Below are 17522 nucleotides of genomic sequence, written 5' to 3' on the forward strand. Positions count from 1 at the left end.
TTCTTTCTGGTCACTCCTCTTTGTACGAGTGATAAGTTATAAGGCAAAAGTACGGGGCTTTAGTTCTGAGAAAGCTAATATTGGCCGTTACTAAAAGGATACCACGTTAAGAGTCCTGAGTCGCGAGTTTTGAATTTTGAGTCTGGGAATAGGTTGATTGTTGGTTTCCCAGCAATTATTAACACCCCTCTTCGCTCCCCTCAAGGGGAGAATCTGCGTTTAGTAGAGGCTCCAGCTAGTGGCACCCAATCCAGTCTTTCCGGCGAGTCGCCTAAGCAGGTTGCCGGCTCAAAGAAGGACACCGGACGCGACGGAGAGATGGCTTAGCAACTCGCTAGGAAGGTGCTACGCAGAAGAGGCAAGCTGGTACAGCGCGAGGCGGGAAGACGGGGCCCCGCGGCCGTGAGCGCTTAGCGGTTAAGATGAAACAACCCAGCATAAGGGCACCGGAGCAAGCGGCATTGTTCAGGAACAGCCAACGGAAGCGCACGGCAGAAAGGTAGTCCGGGACGTTGGAGAAAACACCAATAACGGCTACGAAAAGGGCAAAAGGCAACCGGAGCAAGCGGCATTGCTTAAGAACAGCCAACGACAATACAAAACGTGAAATAGAGAAAAATCTGCTTTTTGCCTATTTCCTATAAAACAGACAAAAAACGGTTTCCTGCCCTAAGCAAACCAATACTTTCAATTATTTTCTTTACTTGCAGGCATTCCATTTCGCGTACCGCATGCCCTTACTGACAGAACTACACTACCACCCCAGCATCGCCTGGTTCCAGAAAGCCGTCCTGGCAGAAGAGATTCTGCTGGAGAGCCAGGAGCATTACCAAAAGCAGAGTTACCGCAACCGGTGCCACATCCTCACGGCCCAGGGCGTGCTGGGCTTGACGGTGCCGGTCAAAAACGGAAACAAGAAAATAAAGATCACAGAACTGGAGATAGAGTATGAGCAGCGCTGGGTAGACGTGCACTGGCGTACCATCAAGAGTGCGTACGGCAACGCGCCCTTTTTTGAGTTTTACGGGGACTATATTCAGGCGGTATATGAGAGGAAACCAACATATCTGTTTCAGCTCAATCTGGAGCTAATGAAGCTCTACTTCAAGTTCCTGAAACTGAAAACACCTATCAGACTCACAGAAACATATGAGGTAGACTACCCTGCGCCGGTGCTGGACCTGCGCAATGTCCTCCACCCCAAGCGGGAGCCTGACAATTTGGACATAAAGGAGTATGCGCAGGTATTTGGCAAACAATTTGCACCTAATCTGAGTATACTGGACTTGTTGTTCAACCTTGGGCCAGAGGCATCTCTTTACTTGCAGAACAGTTAGTTTTCTGTGAACATTTGCCCTCCGCTACTTGTTAAAACTCTAGCGTGGTCATTGCCACCAACAAGTGCAGTTAACGCACTACAACAATTTACTAGACAAGAACTTACATGGAAGCCAAATTCTCTAATAGAGTGAAAGAGGTGATCTCTCTCAGTCGCGAGGAAGCAATCCGCTTAGGCCATGACTACATTGGCACAGAGCATTTGCTTCTGGGTATGATCCGCGAAGGAGAAGGCACCGCCATTGCTTTGCTTAAAAAACTAGGGGTACCCATGGAGGAGCTCAAATATTCATTGGAGCAGGCCACCAAAAACACCGCTAGTCCTAACACGAACATTACTGGAAGTATTCCGCTCACAAAGCAGACAGAAAAGGTTCTTAAGATCACTTACCTGGAGGCCAAAATCTTCAAGTCAGACATCATTGGAACTGAGCATTTGCTCTTGTCTATTTTGCGGGATGAGGATAATATCTCATCACAAACTCTAGCCAAATTCAACGTGAACTATGAAGCCATCCGGGATTCGTTAGACTATCATGCTAACAACCCACTCGCATCCTCAGATACAGACGACAACGACGACAACGATAAACTCTTTGGGTCTTCCTCTTCTAAAGGAGCCAGCAGTGCGGGCAAGAAAGCCGGCGCAGAGAAGTCTAGAACGCCGGTTCTAGACAACTTTGGCCGTGACTTGACCAAGCTAGCCGAAGAAGACAAGTTGGACCCGATTGTGGGCCGCGAAAAAGAGATTGAGCGTGTAGCCCAGGTCTTGAGCCGTCGTAAGAAAAACAACCCAATCTTGATTGGTGAGCCAGGTGTTGGTAAAACAGCGATTGCTGAAGGCCTTGCCCTGCGCATCATCCAGAAGAAGGTTTCTCGCGTTCTGTTCGGCAAACGCGTGGTAACCTTAGACCTTGCCTCTTTGGTGGCAGGTACTAAATACCGCGGTCAGTTTGAGGAACGCATGAAAGCCGTGATGAACGAGCTGGAAAAATCTCCTGACGTGATTCTGTTCATTGATGAGTTGCACACCATTGTGGGTGCCGGCGGAGCTTCTGGCTCTCTGGATGCCTCCAACATGTTCAAACCAGCCTTGGCGCGCGGTGAGATTCAATGTATTGGTGCCACTACTTTAGATGAGTACCGTCAATACATTGAGAAAGATGGTGCGTTGGCCCGTAGATTCCAAGTGGTGATGGTAGACCCTACCACCCCAGAGGAGACGATTGAGATCCTGCACAACATCAAAGATAAGTACCAGAACCACCACCACGTCAACTACACAGACAAAGCCATTGAGGCTTGCGTGAAGTTAAGTGATCGCTACATGTCTGACCGTTTCTTGCCAGACAAGGCCATTGACATTCTGGATGAGGCTGGTGCGCGCGTGCACATCAACAACATCATCGTCCCAGAGGATATTCTTAAACTTGAAGAGTCTATTGAGAACATCAAGGAAGAGAAAAACCGCGTGGTGAAAAGCCAGAAGTATGAAGAGGCCGCTCAACTGCGCGACAAAGAGAAAAAACTGCTTGACCAGCTAGAAACGGCCAAGAAGAACTGGGAAGAGGAAACCAAGAAGAAGCGTTACACCGTGAAAGAGGAAAACGTGGCCGAGGTAATCGCCATGATGACCGGTATCCCTGTGAAGCGTATCGCCCAGAAAGAAAGCTTGAAACTGCTCAACATGGGCGAAGAGCTGAGCGGCAAGGTGATTGGCCAGGACAAAGCGATTAAGCAGTTGGTGAAAGCCATCCAGCGGACGCGCGTTGGTCTGAAAGATCCTAAAAAGCCAATCGGTTCGTTTGTCTTCTTAGGTCCTACCGGGGTTGGTAAAACAGAGCTGGCCAAAGTGTTGGCTACCTACCTGTTTGACAAAGAAGATTCTCTGGTGCGTATTGACATGAGTGAGTACATGGAGAAATTCAGTGTATCTCGCTTGGTAGGAGCGCCTCCAGGCTATGTGGGGTATGAAGAAGGTGGTCAGCTGACAGAGAAAATCCGTCGCAAGCCATACTCAGTTGTCCTATTGGATGAGATTGAGAAAGCGCACCCAGACGTGTACAACCTGTTATTGCAAGTATTGGATGACGGTGTCTTGACAGATGGTCTGGGTCGCAAGGTTGACTTTAGAAACACCATCATTATCATGACGTCTAACATTGGCGCGCGTGATTTGCAGGACTTCGGGGCTGGGGTTGGTTTTGCCACCAAAACCCGTCAGGACAACGTGGATGAAATCATGAAAGGCACTATTGCCAGTGCTTTGAAGAAAACGTTCTCGCCTGAGTTCCTGAATCGTTTGGATGACGTGATTGTGTTCAACTCGCTGGCCAAAGAAGATATCCATAAAATCATTGATATCTCGCTTGCCAAGCTGTTGGGCCGTGTGAAAACGTTGGGCTATACCATTGAGATCACTGACAAAGCCAAAGATTTTGTGGCTGAAAAAGGGTATGATTCTAAATATGGTGCCCGCCCGTTGAACCGTGCCATCACCAAGTACATGGAAGATCCAATTGCAGAAGAGATTCTAAAAGCGGAACTAGCCCAAGGCGACGTGATTCTCATTGACTATAAGGAAGGCGAAGAGGAGCTTACCTTCAGCAACCGCAAAGGCGAGAAATCTGACAACATTCCAGATACCTCTGATGAGATTTCAGAAACTCCTTCAGAAGAGACAACGCCCACAGATGAGAAGTCCAAAGACTAATCATTTATAACCTTACATAAAGGCTGACAGACAAACTGTCAGCCTTTTTTGTTTTTAGGCAATTTTCTAGAAAACAGGCCAAAAACGGTAATACCAAAAACTCAAATAACTTCATAGTATTCTCAGCCCCTTAGAATGTCTGTGCCAATGGCCTGTGCCAAACGCAGATTCTCCCCTTGAGGATTACCCAAACGAGTGTTTGAGACAGCGAGCGGAGCTTTGTAGAGGGGTGTTCACATGTACAGGTGATGAACTTAGCAGAAGAGGCAATGCGTGGGAGACAAGGCGGTACCGTTGTCTCTACAGAAATACGCAGTCGTCCCGCCCTTTCCCTCGGTCTGTCCCCTGACAGACCGACACGTATCCCCCTCTATTTGTTGTCCTGTCAGGGAACAGGCCAAGGAATAGAACCAGATAGAAAATCTCTCCCCGTTGGGGAGGGTTAGGGCTCCCTCAGGGAGAAGGGAGAAGGGACTTGGCTATTCCGTTTTTGGCCTGTTTTCCAGAAAAGAGGCCAAAAACGAGTTGCTGTCAGCGGCTGGAACTGATTTTTTTGCACACTACTCCCCTATTGCCTAGGAATCTAGCTAGTACCAGAAGAAAAGCAGGGTGAAAATTTCGCGGTGGCTTATACTTTCCTAAATTTGATTTCTTGTATCAACATCAAACTGCTTCAATGTCAGACCAGACTACATCAAAAGGTAAATTTGAGATTTTAGACCGCAAAAACGCAGAGGCCCTTTTAGGCGGAGGCCAGGCCCGCATTGATGCTCAACATAAAAAAGGCAAACTCACTGCCCGTGAACGCATAGACTTACTCCTGGACGAAGGCTCTTTTGAAGAGATTGGCAAGTTTGTCATGCACCGCTCTAAAGACTTCGGGCTAGACAAAGAATACTACCTGGGTGACGGCGTGGTGACCGGCTACGGTACTGTGAACGGACGTCTGGTGTATGTGTTCTCTCAAGACTTCACCGTATTTGGAGGTTCACTTTCTGAAACCCATGCCGAAAAGATTGTCAAGATTATGGACCTGGCCATGAAAAACGGCGCGCCCGTGATTGGTCTCAATGACTCTGGCGGAGCCCGTATTCAGGAAGGCGTGGTTTCTTTGGGCGGCTACGCCGATATCTTCTACAAAAACACTTTAGCTTCTGGCGTGGTACCTCAATTATCTGGTATCATGGGACCATGCGCCGGCGGTGCGGTTTATTCTCCGGCCATCACTGATTTTATCTTGATGGTAGAAGACACGTCGTATATGTTTGTGACCGGCCCTAACGTGGTAAAAACGGTGACGCATGAGACGGTGACTTCTGAGGAATTAGGCGGTGCCAGCACGCACAGCACCAAAAGCGGCGTGACGCATTTCTCCTGCGCCAATGAGGTGGTTTGCATCCAGAACATCAAACAGCTGTTAAGCTACATGCCACAGAACTGCGAGGAGCTTCCTCCTGCTTTGCCCTATGAAGCCAAGACAGATGAAACCCGCGACATCCTCAATACCATCGTCCCAGAAAACCCCAACCAACCGTATGACATGCGCGAGGTGATTGAGGGTATCATTGACGCTGGCTCGTTCCTGGAAGTACACAAGAACTTCGGGGAGAACATAGTCGTTGGGTTTGCAAGATTGGCGGGCCGTAGCATTGGGATTGTAGGCAACCAACCGGCTGTTTTGGCAGGCGTTTTGGACATCAATGCTTCTACCAAGGCGGCTCGTTTCGTGCGTTTCTGCGACTCGTTCAATATTCCTTTGCTGGTCTTGGAAGATGTACCAGGCTTCTTGCCGGGCACCGACCAAGAGTGGAGAGGCATCATTACCAACGGCGCTAAGTTATTGTACGCCTTCTGTGAAGCCACTGTGCCACGCGTGACTGTGATTACCCGTAAAGCTTACGGCGGAGCATATGACGTAATGAACTCAAAGCACATTGGCGCTGACTTGAACTACGCTTGGCCAACCGCTGAGATTGCCGTAATGGGCGCTAAAGGTGCCGCGGAAATTATCTTCAAAAGAGAGATTGCCGCCGCAGAAGATCCAGAAGCCAAGCTAGCCGAGAAAGTAGCCGAGTACCAGTCTAAGTTTGCCACGCCATACAGAGCCGCGCACCGCGGGTTTGTGGATGAAGTAATCTACCCATCTGAGACCAGAGCCAAACTCATTAAGGCCTTTAAGATGCTGGAAAACAAAGTGGATCAGTTGCCTAAGAAAAAACACGGCAACATTCCTTTATAAAAAGCATATACCAATAGGGCTGAGCGCAGGAAACTGCCCTCGGCCCTTTCCCTTTATACTAGATTGTAACCTAGACCATGAGACAAGAATCATTTGATTTTCTAAACACCTACCTGAACAACGCGGCCCCTACCGGCTTTGAAGCTCCCGGCCAGAAGTTGTGGTTAGACTATATCAAACCATACATAGACGAATATTTTGTAGACACCTACGGCACAGTGGTGGGCGTTATCAACCCAGAGGCCAAATACAAAGTGGTCATTGAGGCCCACGCCGATGAAATCTCCTGGTTTGTGAACTACATTACCGCCGAAGGTTACATCTACGTGCGCCGCAACGGCGGGTCAGACGCGGTGATTGCGCCTTCTAAACGCGTAAACATCCATACTAAAAACGGCCCTGTAAAAGCGGTGTTTGGCTACCCCGCCATTCACGTGCGCAAGCCAGAGCAGGACAAAGCTCCCACCGTAGAAACTATTTTTCTAGACTGCGGTGCTACCAACAAGCAAGAAGTAGAAGAGCTGGGCATTCATGTGGGTTGTGTCATCACCTTTGACGATGAACTGTGGGTGATGAACGACAAATACTACGTAGGCCGTGCCCTCGACAACCGCATTGGTGGTTTCATGATTGCTGAAGTAGCCCGCCTGCTAAAGGAAAACAAAAAGAAACTACCGTTTGGTTTGTACATCGTAAATGCGGTGCAGGAAGAGATTGGCCTGCGCGGCGCCGAAATGATTGCCCACCGCATCAAGCCAGACCTAGCCATCATCACCGACGTGACCCATGACACGCAGTCTCAAGGCTATGAGAAAAAAGCCCACGGCGATTTGCATTGCGGTAAAGGCCCTGTCTTGACGTATGGCCCGGCGGTGCAGAACAACGTGCTCAACATGCTGATTGAGGTAGCTGAGAAAAACGAGATTCCGTTCCAGCGCGCCGCTGCCACCCGCGCCACCGGCACTGACACTGATGCCTTTGCTTATTCTTCTGAAGGCGTGGCTTCAGCCTTAATCTCCTTGCCGCTTAAGTATATGCACACCACCGTAGAGACCGTGCACAAAGACGACGTGGACAACATCATCAAACTGTATTATGAGTTCTTGCTTCAGCTAGAGGCAGACCATGACTTCCGATACCTGAAATAAGTGTTTTTGGCCTCTTTTCCAGAAAATAACCCAAAAACGACGACTATCTTAGACCTGTGGAGCGCATCTCTTCACAGGTCTTTGTATGTAAAAGCCCTATTCCTTCTTACTTTCGTTGCCTTAACCCTTTCCCATGCAATTACAAACGCCCCGGCTTTTACTAAGAGAATTCAAGGAAGATGACTGGCATTTCACTAACCTGTATGAGGCCAGCCAGGAGGTGATGCGCTACCAGACCCGTGACGTGCGCGATGCTCAGGAAAGCCAGCAGCATGTGTTGCAATGCATGCAGGAGTCACAGGAAGACCCGCGCACCATTTATGACCTGGCCATTGTCATCAAACAAACCGACATGCTCATTGGGCGCGTAGGCATGAAGGTCGACTATGACGCCGAGGATGCGGCACTGTGGTACTTGCTCAACCACAAGTATTGGAACAAGGGCTACGTGACGGAGGCGGCGCAGGCCATGATGAACTTCGGGTTTACAGAACTGCACCTGCACCGCATCTGGGCCGACTGCGACCCGCGCAACACCGGATCTTACCGCGTCATGGAAAAACTGGGAATGCGCAAAGAAGCCCACTTCATAGAAAACATCTTCATCAAAGGCGAGTGGTGCGATTCTTTTGTCTATGCCCTCCTACACAGAGAATGGCAACTGGCCAACGCCTCATTGGCAGATAGAGATTTTGAGTAGAATCCGTTTTTGGCCTGTTTCCTAGGAAATAACCCAAAAACGCCTTTTTCTTGCAAGGTAGAGCACGGTGATACAAATGGGAGCCATGACGCAAGCGTCCGCATGTGTCCGTATGGATTTTTAATCAACAATGCGCTTGGAACCGTTTTTTGCCAGTTTCCTAGGAAAGTGGCCAAAAATGAAATGCATGTTTAGCCACTGAAGGTCTAGTTGGCCCACAAGGTCCTTTCAGGATGACAAATTAATGAGTGGTTGAATGATTGAGAGACTGAATGAGAGGTTGAAAAGCACTTACTGTCAATAGAGTTTAATTCTTAATTCTTAATTAAAAAAGGGTGTTTACAGATCAGATGGGGCGTCTGGTAGAGGTGCCAGCATATCCGCAGCGAATTGTTTCTTTGGTGCCTTCGCAGACGGAGCTATTGTTTGAGTTAGGCTTAGGTGACCGGGTGGTGGGCGTGACCAAGTTTTGCATTCACCCGAAGGAACTGGTGAAAGGCAAAATCAAAATTGGCGGGACTAAGAATTTCAAGCTGGACGTGATTGACCAACTCCAACCAGATTTAATCATCGGGAACAAGGAAGAAAATTACCAGGAGGGCATAGAGGCGCTGCAGCAAAAATACCCCGTCTGGATGAGCGATATTTACACGCTGGAAGATGCCTTGGACATGATGGACCAGATTGGGAAGATAACGCAAACAGAAGGAAAAGTGCAGGTACTTATCTCCTCCATCAAAACACAATTTGAGGCATTACAACCTATTCAACCGCCAGTCACAGCGACTTACTTTATCTGGAAGAACCCGTACATGGCCGTGGGCGGACACAACTTCATTGATGACGTGCTCACCCGCTGCGGCTTCGTGAACGCCTTGCACCACCTGCCCCGCTACCCAGAAGTGACGCCAGAGAACCTGGCCGCACTTAACCCGCAGGTGATTCTGCTTTCCTCAGAGCCGTTTCCGTTTCAAGAAAAGCACGTGCAAGAATTCCAGGACATCTGCCCCAGCGCAAAAGTGTTGATTGTGGACGGTGAAATGTTCAGTTGGTACGGGAGCAGGTTGCAGCAAGCGGTCCCCTACTTGCAGAAGGTATTGCAAGCTGTGCGCGCCCTGTAGACTTGAGCCACAGCCACCCAAGGAAATAAAAAAAGCCCTTCCGCCAAAGTGGCAGAAGGGCTTTTCAATGTATAGGCTAAGCTTATTTAGGAGTGGCCATAGCCATTTTCAAATCCTGGGCTTCTTGTAAGTGCTCTTTTAAAACTGGTAACACCTGATCAATGAATGATTGGATCTCAGCATCTTTCAGTTCCTTGTCGGCTTCTTCATACAGGGCTACTGCTTCTTTCTGAGCGGCAATCTGTACGTCAATGAACTCCTTGTCAAATTCAACGGAGTCTTTCTTCTCCAGGTTGGCTACCAAAGTCTTCTTTTCTTCGGGCAGCGTCTGTTTCACTTCTACGTATTTTCTCTTAGCCAAATCCTCTAACACCGGGCTGGTTTTGGCGTGTACGTTGGAAATGGTCATCCCGTAATCCCCTACGGCTTCGGCTTTACTTTTGTCTGTGGCCAAGATACCGGTCACAATCCCGAAATTATCTGTCTCTACCGCTTTCTGCAGGAATTGAGCAACTTTCTTATTGTCCTCTTTCTGCGCAGCTGTTTGTTCTTGGGCACATGATACTAACGAAACACTTCCAAATAAGAAGGCTGCATTCAGCATCCATACATTATATTTTTTCATAGCTTTCATATTCAGGTTAGTTTTGTTGCTTATACGGTCAACATCATCCTATGTTAGAAAAGTTCATTTACTAAGCGCGAAATATTGCCATATTTCAACTATCATATAATTTAAATTAAATTTGAACTAATCTATATAGTTCCCAACACATCCTATTTTCTTTACATTTTCAACTCATTTACAGCCACTTATAAGCCCACCTGCCTCTACGCCCTATAAAGCCTTCGTTTTATACTTAGTGTAGTGATGTCTAGGATAAAATAATCAGTAAATGGAAATGAATGAGCGAGAGGAAAACCTATATAAAGAGCTTATAGAATGTAGAAAAAAGGCTCAATAATTTTCACAAAGGAAAGCCAGAAGGAAGAATTTGAACTGTTGAAATGAGCCCACGAAAAACCAGCCAGATGGCAGCAATATAATGTCCATAAAAACAGAGAAGCAGCGTTGCCGCTGCTTCTCTGTTCAATACTCGGGTAAATCACTGGATACCCTACCACCTGAAGAAAATATCTCCGAGGCGGGTGGCTTTCAACCCGTAAATGGAAAGCTTAAGAGATAGGCTCAATTTCAAATCCTACTGCTGCAAGTGCCTCCCAGAACCGCGGGTAGGACTTCTTCACGACGGACGGTTCTTCTATTTCTATCTGCTGGCGCAGGGCAAGCGGCGCAAAGGCCATGGCCATGCGGTGATCTTCATAGGTATGGATGCTTGGGTCGTTTTTAGCCTCTTTTCCAGAAAACACCGTAAAAACGCCCTCTTCAGTTTCTTGCAAAGTGGCTCCAACATTGGGAAGTTCCTGCTGTAAGGCTAATACGCGGTCGGTTTCTTTTATTCTAAGGCTTTCCAGTCCGGTCATCTCCACTTCTACCTGCAACCCGGCAGCCAGGGCGGCCACTGTCTGGGCCAGGTCTGGACAGGCCGAAAAATCAATTCGTTCTAAGGGTTCCTGGAGTTCTTGCTTGGTGAGCCGTACGCCCTCTGCCACAAACTGCGTGTGCACGCCAAAAGGCGCCATCAAACGGGGCAGCACGCTATCGCCTTGCAGGGAATCTGCACGCAAGGCGGGCAACAGGAGGTCTGCCTCTTTTGCCAAAGCCACCGCGCTGTACCAGTAACTGGCCGCCGACCAATCTGACTCTACCGTGTACACTTTGGGTTCATACTGATGCGCGGGAACGGTAATGGTATTGCCTTCAAAGCTTGCCTGCACGCCAAAATGCGCCATCTGCGCCAGCGTCATCCTGATGTAAGGCTCTGACCCAATCTTACCCTCCAAAGTCAATTTCAAGCCTACAGGCAACAAAGGCGCTATCATGAGCAACGCCGAAATGTACTGGCTGCTGATGTCAGCTCGAACGGTTAGTTGATTGGAACCCGCGTATTCAAACCCTTTTATTTGCAATGGTGGAAATCCCTCCTGCCCCAGATACTCAATCTGCGCACCTAATTTTCTTAAGGCGTCCACCAACACGCCAATGGGCCGCTGGCACATGCGGGCAGTGCCGGTGAGTGTCACCTTCTGGTTCTTGATGGCATAATACGCGGTGAGAAAACGCATGACGGTACCGGCATCTTCGGCGCTCACCTCAGCCCCGGCGGGGGTAGAAAGCAGGCGGTTCAGCAACTGGGTGTCATTGGCGTCTGACAGGTTATGGATGGGAAACTCCTGGCCAGACAGCGCCCTAAGGATGAGGGCACGGTTGGCTTCGCTTTTAGAGGCCGGCAGGGACACGGTGCCGGTCAATACCTGAGTGGCATGAGACACGCGTACGGAAGAAGTAGTAATCATAAAAGTTGATAGTAGCGCAAGGCGCTTTGCACCTCTTGCAGGGTAATGGGTTGGTCATACACGGCCATTCCTATCCTCTCTAATAAGGTACAGTTGATGGTAGCGCCGCTGTTCTTTTTGTCATGCAGGCATAGCTGACTGATAGCCGCCAGACCACTTTCCTGCAGGGGTACTTTTTCATAAATGGAATGGAGGAACGTTTCTATCTGGTCCAGCTCTTCGGGGGATAAAAGGCCTTTCTGCACAGACAGCCACGCCTCGCAGAGCATGCCCACCGCAATGGCCTCGCCGTGCAACAGCATCTGACCCGGCTTTTCCAGAAAATAGCTTTCCACGGCATGCCCAATGGTGTGCCCGAAGTTGAGGACCTTGCGCAGGTCATTCTCCAGGGGGTCTGCCGTTACAATTCTGGACTTTATCTTGATGGAATGCTCAATCAGGGGAGTCCAGTCTTCGGTGAACAGGCCAATGTAGCGCTGGGCTTTGAACATTTCTGCGTCTGCAATGAGCCAGTGCTTGATGATTTCGGCGTAGCCTGACTTAATCTGACGAAGGTCCAGGGTATGAAGGAAGTCTGGGTTCACCAGCACTGCCACCGGTTCTCTGAACACGCCCAGATGGTTTTTGAAGCCCATGAAATCAATGCCCGTCTTGCCGCCCACGCTGGCGTCTACCTGGGCCAGCAAGGTGGTGGGCACGTTCACAAACCGTATGCCGCGCTTGTACAAACTGGCGCAGAAACCGCCCAGATCTGTCAGGACGCCGCCACCCAGATTCACCACTAGGGACCAGCGGTCCAGGTGCAGGTTGGTGAGCTCCCGCCAGACGTGTTCACAGGTAGCCAAGGTTTTGTTTTCTTCGCCGCTGGGAATCTGCACCACGTGGTGGCTCTCTGGCAAATGGGACTTCAATAAGGGATAACAATGGACAAATGTGTTCTCATCTACCAACACCACCACCGTCTTATAGGCTTTGTTGGCCAGTAAGGACTGCGCCTGGGTCAGGGCATCTTTCCCTATGAATATTTCTTCTGTCACGGTAAATACGGTTAGGTCGTTTTTGGCCTGTTTTCCAGAAATCTGGCCAAAAACGACACTCTCTAACTTATGCGTCTTTCTTCACTACTTCGGTTTGAATTCTGATGGACTCCACGTGAATGAGCTGGTAGAGTTCCTGAATGAATTCTGGGGTGAGGTTCATCTGGGCGGCCCATTGCGGGCGCGTCTGGAAGATCTCGTTCCATCGTTCCAGCTGTAGCACAGCCACGTTGTTTTCCTTTTTGTCTTTGCCTATCTCTTCCACCACGCGCATGCGTCGGGCCAGGGCCTCTATGATCTCACGGTCAGCGCGGTCAATTTTCTTACGCAATTCTTCTGCCCGGCTCACAAAGGCTTGGTCTGGCATGCTGCGCACCTGCAGCTTGGTCAATATCTCACCTAACACCGCTGGTGTGATCTGCTGGTCTGCGTCTGAGAGCGCCGCCTTGGGGTTGGGGTGCGTCTCTATCATGACACCGTCAAAGTCCAGATCCAGCGCTTTCTGTGACAGCGGATAAATCAGTTCGGGCTTGCCCCCTATGTGGCTGGGGTCTACAATAATGGGTAGATTGGGGTACTGCGCCTTTAACTGCACCGGCAGCTGCCACAATGGAAGGTTGCGGTACTGGCTGGGCTCATAACTAGAGAAGCCCCGGTGAATGGCGGCCACGTCTGTTAGGCCCACGGCCCACAGGCGTTCTATGGCGCCGGCCCATAAGGCCAGGTCTGGGTTCACGGGGTTCTTGACCATGATTGGCACATTAGTGCCGCGTAAAACCTCGGCTAATTCTTGTACCGCAAACGGGTTCACGCTGGTGCGCGCGCCAATCCAGAGTACGTCTATGTGGTGCTTGAGCGCGAATTCTATGTGCTGGGGCTTGGCTACCTCTGTGGCTACGGGCAGGCCAAACTCATGCCTAACCTCCTGCAGCCAGGCCATTCCCTCCAGGCCCACGCCTTCAAAGGTGCCGGGCTTGGAGCGGGGTTTCCAGACGCCCGCCCTGAATATGTCTACCTGTAATTCCTTTAGTTGGCGGGCGGTGTCCAGCACCTGCTCGCGGCTCTCAGCACTGCAAGGCCCGGCAATGGCCAGCGGTTTGCGGCGCAGTTTGCCCAACTGGTGGAAATAATTGTCTTGCTTTCTACTCTCCATGTCTGCCAATCGTTCATCTGGGGTACGTCTGTCTATTTACGTAAAACATTCCTGCCCAGAGAGCGGTTTTTGGTTATCTTTGCAGGGTCTAAATTAGCACTTATTAAATGAATCCTGACCCTAAAGTTTCATTTGACAATACGGCCATCGCCTTCGCGGACCAATCTGACGCCCAGCTTTACAAGACCTACCTCTTGTTTGCGGCCATGAACAACAACCTATTGGTAAAAACAGGCGGTACCCTCATGCGCAAGGCCCTGGAATGGAAGCTGCCCGTGAAAACCCTGGTCAAGAAAACCATCTTTGAACAGTTCTGCGGCGGTGAAACCATTGAAGAATGCACACCCACCATTGAGCGCCTGGGCAGGTCTCACATCGGCACCATTCTGGACTATTCTGTGGAGGGCGAAGGCTCTGAGCAAAGCTTTGACCACACCGCGCAGGAAATCATTGCCACCATTGAGCGGGCACACAACTCTACCCACATTCCTTTCTCGGTTTTCAAGGTGACGGGCGTGGCAGACAGTGCGCTTTTGACCAAGGTGCAGGACAAGCAGGCGCTTACTGCCCAGGAGCAAACCGCCTATGACAAGGCCAGGGCCCGCGTACAAGCCATCTGCCAGCGGGCATTTGACCGCGGCGTGCGCATTTTCATTGACGCAGAGGAAAGCTGGTTCCAGGAGACCATTGACCAACTCACCTATGAGATGATGGCCCTCTACAACAAGGAGCGCGCCATTGTCTACAACACTTACCAACTCTACCGCCATGACCGCCTGGATGCCATCAAGCGGGATTATGAGAATGCCTTGCGTAACGGTTATTACCTGGGTGGCAAGTTGGTGCGCGGCGCCTACATGGAGAAAGAAGCCAGAACTGCTCAGCAAAAAGGCTACGCCAACCCCATCAACCCCAGCAAGCAGGCCACGGATGATTTGTACAACGCCGCTTTAACTTTCTGCGTGGAGCACGCTGACCGTATTGCCATCTGCGCCGGTACCCACAATGAAGACAGCTGCTACGTGCTTATGGACTTGATGGCCCAGCACGGCATTGAACCCAAAGACGAGCGTTTCTTCTTTGCGCAGCTCCTGGGCATGAGCGACAACCTGTCCTACAACCTGGCGCACGCCGGCTACAACGTGGCCAAGTACGTGCCGTACGGTCCGGTAGAAGCCGTCATGCCCTACCTCTTGCGCCGCGCAGATGAGAACACTGCCATTGCCGGTCAAAGCAGCCGCGAGTTCAACCTGATTAGTAAGGAAAGAGCCCGCCGCAAGCAGCGGAGTTAAATACAGCAACGCCTCGTTTTTGGCCAGTTTTCTGGAAAACAGCCCAAAAACGAGGCGTTCTTTTGCCCAAACATTTTGACACAGGCACAAAAAAAAACGTCTCCCATGCCAGGCACAGGAGACGTTTTTTAACTGCGTACCAGAGGCACGCGGTTAATTACTGAGCAGTAGTACCAGTAGTAGTGGTAGTAGCAGTAGTGTCAGTAGTAGTTGTAGTTACTGTAGTGTCAGCAGTAGCGTCAGTTGCAGCAGCATCAGTTGCAGTTGCATCAGTAGCTTCAGTTGTAGTCTCAGTAGTGGTTTCAGTAGTTTCAGCAGTTTTAGTTTCGCAAGAAGCGAATACGAACATACCAGCAACTAGAGCAAGAGAAAATACCTTTTTCATTTTAATGTGTTTTAAGGGTTTTAGCTTTAATTTTCACCCTTCATACCACTACCCCCCGGGAGGTAACCCACCGTTTGAGAAAATTTTTTATTTTTTTTCTGATGGGTTACTAATTCCCTGAACCTGTATTAATTGACATAGCATGAGTAGCAAGGCGCTAGTGGCCGATGCCGACATTATAGAAGGAATCAGGAGAGAAGACGAATCGGCTCTTTCACAACTGTACAAGATGCACTTCCCCATGGTGCTGCATTTTGTATACAACAACAACGGTTCTGAAGATGACGCCAAGGATATTTACCAGGAAGCCGTCATTGTCTTCTATGAGAAAATCAAAAGCGGCCAACTGGAACTTAACTGCCAGATTAAGACGTACTTGTATTCCATATGCAGGCGTTTATGGTTGAAGCGTCTCTCCAGAAGCAGCAGGTTTAGCAATGGTCTTATTGAAGACACAGAGGCGGAACTGGCCCAGGTAGACGAAGACGCCGGCCAGGCAGAAGAGAACGAACTCAAGTTTGCCGCCATGGCCACCGCTCTGGAGCAACTGGGAGAACCTTGCAAAACGCTGCTGGAAGATTTTTACATACAGGGCATGGGCATGCCGGAGATCACGGAGAAGTTTGGGTACACCAACGCAGACTCTGCCAAGAACCAGAAATACAAATGCCTCATGCGCCTGAAGAAACTCTTCTTCACAGATTACCAGATGCCTATGTGACCTCTGGCCAAGATCAGACAACAGGCACCCGCACTAAGGGTGAAGCAATATGAGTGAACGCGATTTATACGAATTGATTGAACGGTACCACCAACACCAAGTCACCTCTGCCGAGCGGGCCCAGTTGGAGGAACGCATTGCCTCTGATCCGGCCTTCGCGAAGCGGGTGCAGGATTTTAAACTATTGACGGCCTCGTTGCAGTCACATGGCAAGCAGCGGGTGCTGCGCCAGCGCTTAAACGGGCTGCACCAGGAGTGGAAGGCAGAAAATCCTGGCCAAACCAAGCCAGCGGCTGCCACTACGGCCCCTGTTCGCAAAACCCCAGCCATCCGTCTTTTCTTAAAACAATATTCGGCCACCATGATGGTGGCGGCCACGGTGGCCATCGTCACGGTATTTAGTAGCCTGATGGGCATGGAGCTGTGGCGCTCTGCCAACCAACAGCAAACCGCGCGCTACGTAGAGTTACGCCGTGAGGTAGACGCTCTTAAACGCAAGCAGAACGCCTTGTTGCAGGATGCCACCACCACGCCAAGAGCCTCTGTCAACCCGGGCCAGTTCACTGGTTCAGGTTTCGCCTTGACGGCAGACGGGTATTTTGTCACCAGCTACCATGTCATAGAAGGCGCAGACTCGCTCATGATTGAAAACAAAGCCGGCGACCGTTATAAAGTAGCAGAAGTGTATTCAGACCAGGTGCGCGACCTGGCCCTGTTGCAGGTTACAGACACGGCATTCCATGGCTTCGGGAAGTTGCCTTATTCGTTTAAGTCTAAAGAAAGCGACTTAGGCGAGCGCGTGTTTACCTTAGGTTATCCAAGAGAAGACCTGGTGTTTGGGGACGGTACGCTTAGCTCTAAATCTGGCGTATACGGTGATACTTCTTCTTATCAGATTTCCATTCCTTTAAACCCTGGCAACAGCGGCGGCCCATTGTTGGATGACAAAGGAAACATGATTGGCGTGATTTCTGGCAAAATGCTGGGCGTAGACGGGGCGGCCTTCGCCGTGAAGTCTGCCTACTTGTTAACCTTGCTGGACCAGTTGCCGGCCAGCAGATTGCCACAGCCCGTGAACCTGCCTAAGACCAATAGCCTTTCCGGCACCTCCAGACCTCAGCAGTTGAAAAAATTGCAGGACTTTGTGTACATGGTCAAAGTTTACAATTAAACCCTTTGTTCTATCCGTTTTTCGGGAGTTTTCCCGGAAACTCTGTTAAAACGCCTGCGGCCCTCCCGCAGGCGTTTTTTCATTTT

14 protein-coding genes are annotated in these 17522 nt (G+C 49.9%); 9 read left to right on the plus strand and 5 right to left on the minus strand.

Annotated elements, in window-relative coordinates:
- The first annotated feature begins 731 nt into the window (after positions 1–731).
- From GU926_RS06945 to GU926_RS06970, 6 genes are all read left to right on the plus strand, one after another.
- Positions 732–1337, plus strand: coding sequence for a WbqC family protein (locus GU926_RS06945; protein WP_160690333.1), 606 nt, complete (start codon positions 732–734; stop codon positions 1335–1337).
- A 107-nt stretch (positions 1338–1444) separates the two neighbouring features.
- On the plus strand, positions 1445–4051 hold the full coding sequence (locus tag GU926_RS06950; RefSeq protein ID WP_160690335.1) for an ATP-dependent Clp protease ATP-binding subunit: 2607 nt from the start codon (positions 1445–1447) through the stop codon (positions 4049–4051).
- 676 nt (positions 4052–4727) lie between these two features.
- Positions 4728–6290: an acyl-CoA carboxylase subunit beta gene (locus GU926_RS06955; RefSeq protein WP_160690337.1), complete on the plus strand. Its 1563-nt coding sequence runs from the start codon at positions 4728–4730 to the stop codon at positions 6288–6290.
- A 77-nt stretch (positions 6291–6367) separates the two neighbouring features.
- Complete coding sequence (locus GU926_RS06960) at positions 6368–7438, plus strand: M42 family metallopeptidase (protein WP_160690339.1); 1071 nt, start codon at positions 6368–6370, stop codon at positions 7436–7438.
- A gap of 133 nt (positions 7439–7571) precedes the next feature.
- Positions 7572–8138 carry a GNAT family N-acetyltransferase gene (locus tag GU926_RS06965; protein ID WP_160690341.1) on the plus strand — a complete coding sequence of 189 codons (567 nt, stop codon included), beginning with the start codon at positions 7572–7574 and terminating at the stop codon, positions 8136–8138.
- Between the two features lie 350 nt (positions 8139–8488).
- A complete protein-coding gene (locus GU926_RS06970) occupies positions 8489–9259 on the plus strand; it encodes an ABC transporter substrate-binding protein (protein ID WP_160690343.1) in 771 nt (256 codons plus the stop codon).
- Positions 9260–9341: 82 nt separating this feature from the next.
- Here the strand turns inward: GU926_RS06970 and GU926_RS06975 are convergent, their stop codons facing one another.
- The 4 genes from GU926_RS06975 to GU926_RS06990 all read right to left on the minus strand — a co-directional run bounded on the left by GU926_RS06975 (position 9342) and on the right by GU926_RS06990 (position 13867).
- Complete coding sequence (locus GU926_RS06975; RefSeq protein ID WP_160690345.1) at positions 9342–9884, minus strand: DUF4142 domain-containing protein; 543 nt, start codon at positions 9882–9884, stop codon at positions 9342–9344.
- 551 nt (positions 9885–10435) lie between these two features.
- Positions 10436–11677 (minus strand): 3-phosphoshikimate 1-carboxyvinyltransferase, encoded by a 1242-nt coding sequence (locus GU926_RS06980; RefSeq protein WP_160690347.1) that lies wholly within the window; start codon positions 11675–11677, stop codon positions 10436–10438.
- Complete coding sequence (gene aroB, locus GU926_RS06985; RefSeq protein ID WP_160690349.1) at positions 11674–12714, minus strand: 3-dehydroquinate synthase; 1041 nt, start codon at positions 12712–12714, stop codon at positions 11674–11676. Before aroB ends, GU926_RS06980 begins: the two co-directional genes overlap by 4 nt.
- A gap of 67 nt (positions 12715–12781) precedes the next feature.
- Entirely contained in the window at positions 12782–13867 is a 1086-nt protein-coding gene (locus GU926_RS06990) for a bifunctional 3-deoxy-7-phosphoheptulonate synthase/chorismate mutase type II (protein ID WP_160690351.1), read from the minus strand.
- A 107-nt stretch (positions 13868–13974) separates the two neighbouring features.
- Between GU926_RS06990 and GU926_RS06995 the strand changes: the two genes are divergently transcribed.
- Positions 13975–15159, plus strand: a complete 1185-nt coding sequence (locus GU926_RS06995) for a proline dehydrogenase family protein (RefSeq protein WP_160690353.1) — start codon at positions 13975–13977, stop codon at positions 15157–15159.
- Between the two features lie 157 nt (positions 15160–15316).
- On the opposite strand, the gene GU926_RS07000 is transcribed toward GU926_RS06995, so the two are convergent.
- The gene (locus GU926_RS07000) at positions 15317–15544 is read right to left on the minus strand and encodes a hypothetical protein (protein ID WP_160690355.1); all 228 of its coding nucleotides are present in this window, start codon (positions 15542–15544) and stop codon (positions 15317–15319) included.
- Between the two features lie 142 nt (positions 15545–15686).
- Between GU926_RS07000 and GU926_RS07005 the strand changes: the two genes are divergently transcribed.
- Both GU926_RS07005 and GU926_RS07010 read left to right on the plus strand, forming a co-directional pair.
- A complete protein-coding gene (locus GU926_RS07005; protein ID WP_160690357.1) occupies positions 15687–16265 on the plus strand; it encodes an RNA polymerase sigma factor in 579 nt (192 codons plus the stop codon).
- Positions 16266–16314: 49 nt separating this feature from the next.
- Complete coding sequence (locus tag GU926_RS07010) at positions 16315–17436, plus strand: S1 family peptidase (protein WP_160690359.1); 1122 nt, start codon at positions 16315–16317, stop codon at positions 17434–17436.
- Positions 17437–17522: the final 86 nt, after the last annotated feature.

It is taken from the genome of Nibribacter ruber (assembly GCF_009913235.1).
Classification (GTDB): Bacteria; Bacteroidota; Bacteroidia; order Cytophagales; family Hymenobacteraceae; genus Nibribacter; species Nibribacter ruber.